The organism is Nonomuraea zeae (genome assembly GCF_005889725.1).
GTDB classification, from domain to species: domain Bacteria; phylum Actinomycetota; class Actinomycetes; order Streptosporangiales; family Streptosporangiaceae; genus Nonomuraea; species Nonomuraea zeae.
Genome location: NZ_VCKX01000507.1, coordinates 1 through 4878, shown reverse-complemented (window position 1 = coordinate 4878; position 4878 = coordinate 1). Strand labels below are relative to the sequence as shown.

Sequence of the window (4878 nt, the reverse complement as noted above, 5' to 3'; positions counted from 1 at the left end):
CGATTTCCCCCTCCCCCTCTCCGACGGAGAGCACCTGCGCCGTCAAGCCCAGGCCGACCGGCAAGGTCCTGCAGGGCTACTGGGAGAACTGGGACGGGGCCGCGAACGGCGTGCATCCCCCGCTCGGCTGGATCCCGATCACCGACCCCCGCATCCGTGCCCACGGCTACAACGTGATCAACGCCGCGTTCCCGGTGATCCGCTCCGACGGCACGGTCCTGTGGGAGGACGGCATGGACGCGACCGTCAAGGTCGCCACCCCGGCCGAGATGTGCCAGGCCAAGGCCGCCGGGGCGACGATCCTGATGTCCATCGGCGGCGCGACGGCGGGCATCGACCTCGGCTCCAGCGCCGTCGCCGACCGTTTCGTGGCCACCGTCGTCCCGATACTCAAGCGCTACAACTTCGACGGCATCGACATCGACATCGAGACCGGCCTGACGGGCGGCGGCAGCATCACCCAGCTCTCGGCCTCCCAGTCGAACCTCATCCGCATCATCGACGGCGTCCTCGCCCAGATGCCGGCCGGCTTCGGCCTGACCATGGCGCCGGAGACGGCGTACGTCACGGGCGGCAGCGTCGTCTACGGCTCCATCTGGGGCGCCTACCTGCCGATCATCAAGAAGTACGCCGACAACGGCCGGCTGTGGTGGCTGAACATGCAGTACTACAACGGCAGCATGTACGGCTGCGCGGGCGACTCCTACGCCGCCGGGACCGTGCAGGGATTCGTCGCCCAGACCACCTGCCTGAACAACGGCCTGGTCATCCAGGGCACCACGATCAGGGTCCCGTACGACAAGCAGGTCCCCGGCCTGCCCGCCCAGCCGGGAGCCGGCGGCGGCCACATGTCGCCCGCCCTGGTCGCCCAGAGCTGGAACAGCTTCTCCGGCGGGCTCAAGGGGCTGATGACCTGGTCCGTCAACTGGGACGGCTCGAAAGGCTGGACGTTCGGCGACAACGTCAAATCCCTGCAGGGCCGCTGACACGACCGATCGGGAGATGGATCGACCTCTCGTCGGGGGCCCTCCGCCCAGCCGGCGACCCCGAACTTCATACTCGGCGGCGCTCCTGACCGGCCGGCTGTGCTCTTGACCGGCCACCCCCGGATGGAAACACTGTATCCATCCGGGGGTGGCGATGGCTTGGGACGTGATCGTGGTCGGGTCCGGGCCCGGCGGGCTGGCCTGCGCCATCACCGCGGCCGACGGCGGGGCGCGGGTCCTGGTGCTGGAGAAGGCCGCCGACATCGGTGGCGCGCTGCATCACTCGGGCGGGCACCTGTCCGCCGGCGGGTTCTCGGCGCAGCGCGCGCGGGGCATCGACGACGACCCTGACCGGCACTACGCCGACATCGTGCGCATCAACCGGGGAACCGGGCGCGAGGATCTCACCCGCCTGTCGCTGGCCGAGCAGCCCGCGGTGCTGGAGTGGCTGTTCGCGGCGGGCTTCACCCCCGATCCGAACACGCCGCGCATCGTCTACGGGCACGAGCCGTACACGATCCCGCGCACCGTGCACGCCGCCGAGACACCCGGCGGGCCCGCCGTGCTGGCGGCGCTGCGACGGCTGCTGGAGCCCCACACGGGCGGTGGACCAGGCGGTGGACCAGGCGGTGGACCTGTCGAGGTGCGGTGCGGGACGGCTGTCGCGGACCTGCTGGTCGAGGGTGGGTCCGTGGTCGGGGTCATCGACGGCGACGGACGGGAGTGGCGAGCGCCGTCCGTGGTGCTGGCGACCGGCGGGTTCGGCTTCGCGCCCGAGCTGTTCGCCGAGCTGGAGGGAGCGCCCCTGACCACCTCGGCCGCGCCGACCTCGACGGGCGAGGGGCTGCTGATGGCACGACGGGCCGGTGCGGGGCTGCAGGGGGTGGGGCGCTACCTCCCGACGTTCGGCGGGCTGCCGCCGCACGTCGACGACGACCCGCGGGTCGACTGGCTGCACCGGCCGCAGCTCGTGGCGCAGGAGCGGCCGCCGTGGGAGATCTACGTCGATCGCCGCGGGCGCCGCTGGATCGCCGAGGACGAGCCCAGCATCGACCGCAAGGAGCGTGCGCTCACCGAGGTCGAGCTGATGACGTTCTGGATGGTGTTCGACGCGCGGGCGCTGCGCGAGTCGCGGCCGATGGTGCACGGGTGGAGCCCGGCCGAGCTGGCCGGGACCTGCGGCCGGCGGCGCGGCCTGCACCGGGCCGCGACCCTGGCCGAGCTGGCCGCGCTCGCCGGCGTCTCGGCGGACGGGCTGGCCGCGCAGGTGCGGCGCTACAACGAGGCGGTGACGCGCGGCCTGGACGCGGACTTCGGGCGGCGGCACCTGCCCGCGCCGATCGCCGAGCCGCCCTTCTACGCGATCGAGAACCATCCCGTCACGCTCATCACGTTCGCCGGCGTCGACGTCGACGACCGCCTGCGGGTGCGGCGGGCCGACGGGCAGGCCATCCCCGGGCTGTACGCCGTGGGCGAGGTCATCGGCTCCGCGGCGGTCAACGGCAACGCGTTCTGCTCGGGCATGTGCCTGACCCCCGCGCTCGCCTTCGGCCGCCTGACCGGGCGGGCCCTGGCCGCGTCAGTACGCAAAGTGGAAGCCGAGCCCGCGTAGCCTGGCCGAGCTGACCGGCACCTCCGGGAGGCGGATCTCGGCCCGGTAGGTCAGCCCCGGCAGCCCTTCGGCGGCGCAGATGGCAGCGAAGGCTTCGGCGTTGTCCGGCGGCGTCACGTCGTCGGGATAGGCGTTGAACACACCGGTCAGGCCCTCGGTCACCACGAAGTCCAGGGCTGAGGCCGCGTCCCGGTAGTCGATCCGGTACAGCAGGGCGCCCGCCGCGAACGGCACGCTGCCGCCCAGCCGCTCGTGCGCGAACCGCACCCGGGCGGGGTAGTCGAGGTCGTCCGGGTGGCCGTACACGTCGGGGATGCGCAGCACCGCGCCACGAGGCGTGGCCAGCACCGCCTGCTCGGCGGACACGAAGGAGCGCGGGGAGGCGTCCGGGTCGTCGGTGGTGGGGGCCGTCTCGTCGATCGAGGGGCCGGTGCCGCCGCCGTACACGGAGCCGGAGCTGGTGAAGACGACGCGCGGATGCGCCGAGACGGCGGTCCTGGCGGTGGCGACGAGCGTGTCGGCGTACTCGGCGACCCGCGACGCGGCGTCGAAGGCCCTGCTGAGCCGGGGGCTCACGGTCAGCACCACGGCGTCGGCGCCCTCGACGGCGCGCGCGACCGCCGCGCGGTCGGCGCCGCGCAGGACCGCTACCTCTGTGCAGACCTTCCGCAGCTCGGGGACGCGTCCGGGCGTGGTGGTGGTGCCGGTGACGGTGTGGCCCGCCTCCGTCCAGCGCCGGGCGAGCTCCAGGCCCACATGCCCGCACCCGATGATCGTGTATCGCACCCTCGACCTCCCAGAAGGAAACGGCGTTTCATTCTGGCGAACTTCGCTGCCCGAGGGCAATGCGCCGCGACCGCATAGCCGGGCTCATCCCATTTCCGACGGCGGACGCAGGTTGCCGTGAACCTTTCGTCGCTCTCCGGAGTCAGACCTGGTACTTCGCACACGCGACGATGAGGGGGTGCGGTGTCGAGGAATCCAGAGTCCACGTTCGACCGGATCACACTGTGGATGATGTTCGTTCTGCCGACCGCGTGCGGTCTGGTCACGTGGCAGGTCCGCCCTGATCCGTACGCGCCGGTGTTCACGTTCGCCTGCCTGGGGTGTGGCGCGCTCTCCGCGCTCACGCTGATCTTCGACCTCTGCCGGAAGCCGCCCGGACGGTAGCCGCCGGACTTCGCGTCGCGCGGTCCCCCTGCGCCCGGTCCTCGGCGGCGCAGGGACGGCGTACCGTCGCGATGCCTATGACGCCGGGCCGGCGTGGGCGGCCAGGATGCGCCAGCCGTGTTCGTCCGTATGGATCCAGGTCCGGGTGTAGCTCATCCGCCCGGCGAAAGGCTGTCCCGCGTACGTGCCCTCCAGCGTGCCGAGGAAGCAGGTGACCCCGGTGCTCCCCGCGACGAGCACGGTGAGGTCCTCCTGGATGAGCTTTGTCATGACCTGTGTCCGCGAGCGGTGGTTGTGCAGGTCGAGCTCCTTGGCCGCCGGGTGACACCGGCCGTCCGGCGGTCCGGTGAAGACGAGTCGCTCGTCGAGCAGCCGGTCCAGCTCCTCGACGTCGCCGGCGAGCTGCGCCGCCTGCAGGCGCCGCTCCGCCTCGTGGAGCTCATCGATGAGGGTGCGGTCGGGCATGAGAAATTCTCTCTTTCAGCCTGGAAGTGCGTGAGGGTTCGGCGCAAAGCACGTTATCCCATGTACGCCCAGCGGCCTCGGCGAGGAGACGCCCGATCGCCCCGGGCGAACCCATGTCACGACCGGGCCGATCCGCTTCGTCTCCCTGGTGTGCGGCCGGGTCTGCGCGGCCGGCGTCGCCATCCGGATGAGGTCCGCCGAATTTCCCGAAATCCGGCGGCGGCCTCCGGACGTATCCGATGCACGGACACCCGGCCCGGGGAATCGACGTCAGAGACGGAGTTGCTGCGATGACCGTGGAGGACCGCTTCGGCGAAGGCCTTGAAGAGGAGCGCAAGAACCGGGTGCTCGGCACCTACAGCGAGACCGTGACCGACCCCGTCTCCGACTGGGCGACCGACTTCTCCCACGTCGACCCAACTTGGGCCGCCGACCCTTATCCCATCCAGGACGATCTGCGGCAGCGCTGCCCGATCGCGCGCACCGAGCGGTTCGGCGGGGCGTGGCTGCCGACGCGGTACGAGGACGTCGCCGCCATCGCCTACGACACCGAGCACTTCTCCTCCCGGGCGATCCTCATCAGCAACAACAAGCCGCCGCTCGATCTGGCCCCGGCCGGCGACGCCCCGCCCATCACCTCCGACC

Annotated in this window: 5 protein-coding genes and 1 pseudogene; 4 read left to right on the top strand and 2 right to left on the bottom strand. The window is 71.6% G+C overall.

Annotation, left to right across the window (positions count from 1 at the left end):
* Nucleotides 1-986, top strand: a 986-nt coding sequence (locus ETD85_RS60105; RefSeq protein WP_138698732.1) for a chitinase, incomplete at its 5' end; no start/stop codon positions are given.
* Nucleotides 987-1140: 154 nt separating this feature from the next.
* A complete protein-coding gene (locus tag ETD85_RS60100; RefSeq protein ID WP_138698733.1) occupies nucleotides 1141-2598 on the top strand; it encodes an FAD-dependent oxidoreductase in 1458 nt (485 codons plus the stop codon).
* On the opposite strand, the gene ETD85_RS60095 is transcribed toward ETD85_RS60100, so the two are convergent.
* Nucleotides 2566-3384, bottom strand: coding sequence for an NAD-dependent epimerase/dehydratase family protein (locus tag ETD85_RS60095; protein WP_170247462.1), 819 nt, complete (start codon nucleotides 3382-3384; stop codon nucleotides 2566-2568). The genes ETD85_RS60100 and ETD85_RS60095 overlap by 33 nt on opposite strands.
* Nucleotides 3385-3567: 183 nt before the next feature.
* On the opposite strand from ETD85_RS60095, the gene ETD85_RS60090 reads away from it, so the two are divergent.
* Complete coding sequence (locus ETD85_RS60090; protein ID WP_138698730.1) at nucleotides 3568-3768, top strand: hypothetical protein; 201 nt, start codon at nucleotides 3568-3570, stop codon at nucleotides 3766-3768.
* 75 nt (nucleotides 3769-3843) lie between these two features.
* On the opposite strand, the gene ETD85_RS60085 is transcribed toward ETD85_RS60090, so the two are convergent.
* Nucleotides 3844-4233 carry a nuclear transport factor 2 family protein gene (locus ETD85_RS60085; RefSeq protein ID WP_138698729.1) on the bottom strand — a complete coding sequence of 130 codons (390 nt, stop codon included), beginning with the start codon at nucleotides 4231-4233 and terminating at the stop codon, nucleotides 3844-3846.
* 290 nt (nucleotides 4234-4523) lie between these two features.
* Between ETD85_RS60085 and ETD85_RS60080 the strand changes: the two are divergent.
* A pseudogene (locus ETD85_RS60080) lies at nucleotides 4524-4878 on the top strand (cytochrome P450); the annotation flags it as partial.

Bases quoted from the DNA above. Each gene is read 5' to 3' on its own strand.
- ETD85_RS60100 (WP_138698733.1), top strand. From the start codon at position 1,141: ATGGCTTGGGACGTGATCGTGGTCGGGTCCGGGCCCGGCGGGCTGGCC.
- ETD85_RS60085 (WP_138698729.1), bottom strand. From the start codon at position 4,233: ATGCCCGACCGCACCCTCATCGATGAGCTCCACGAGGCGGAGCGGCGC.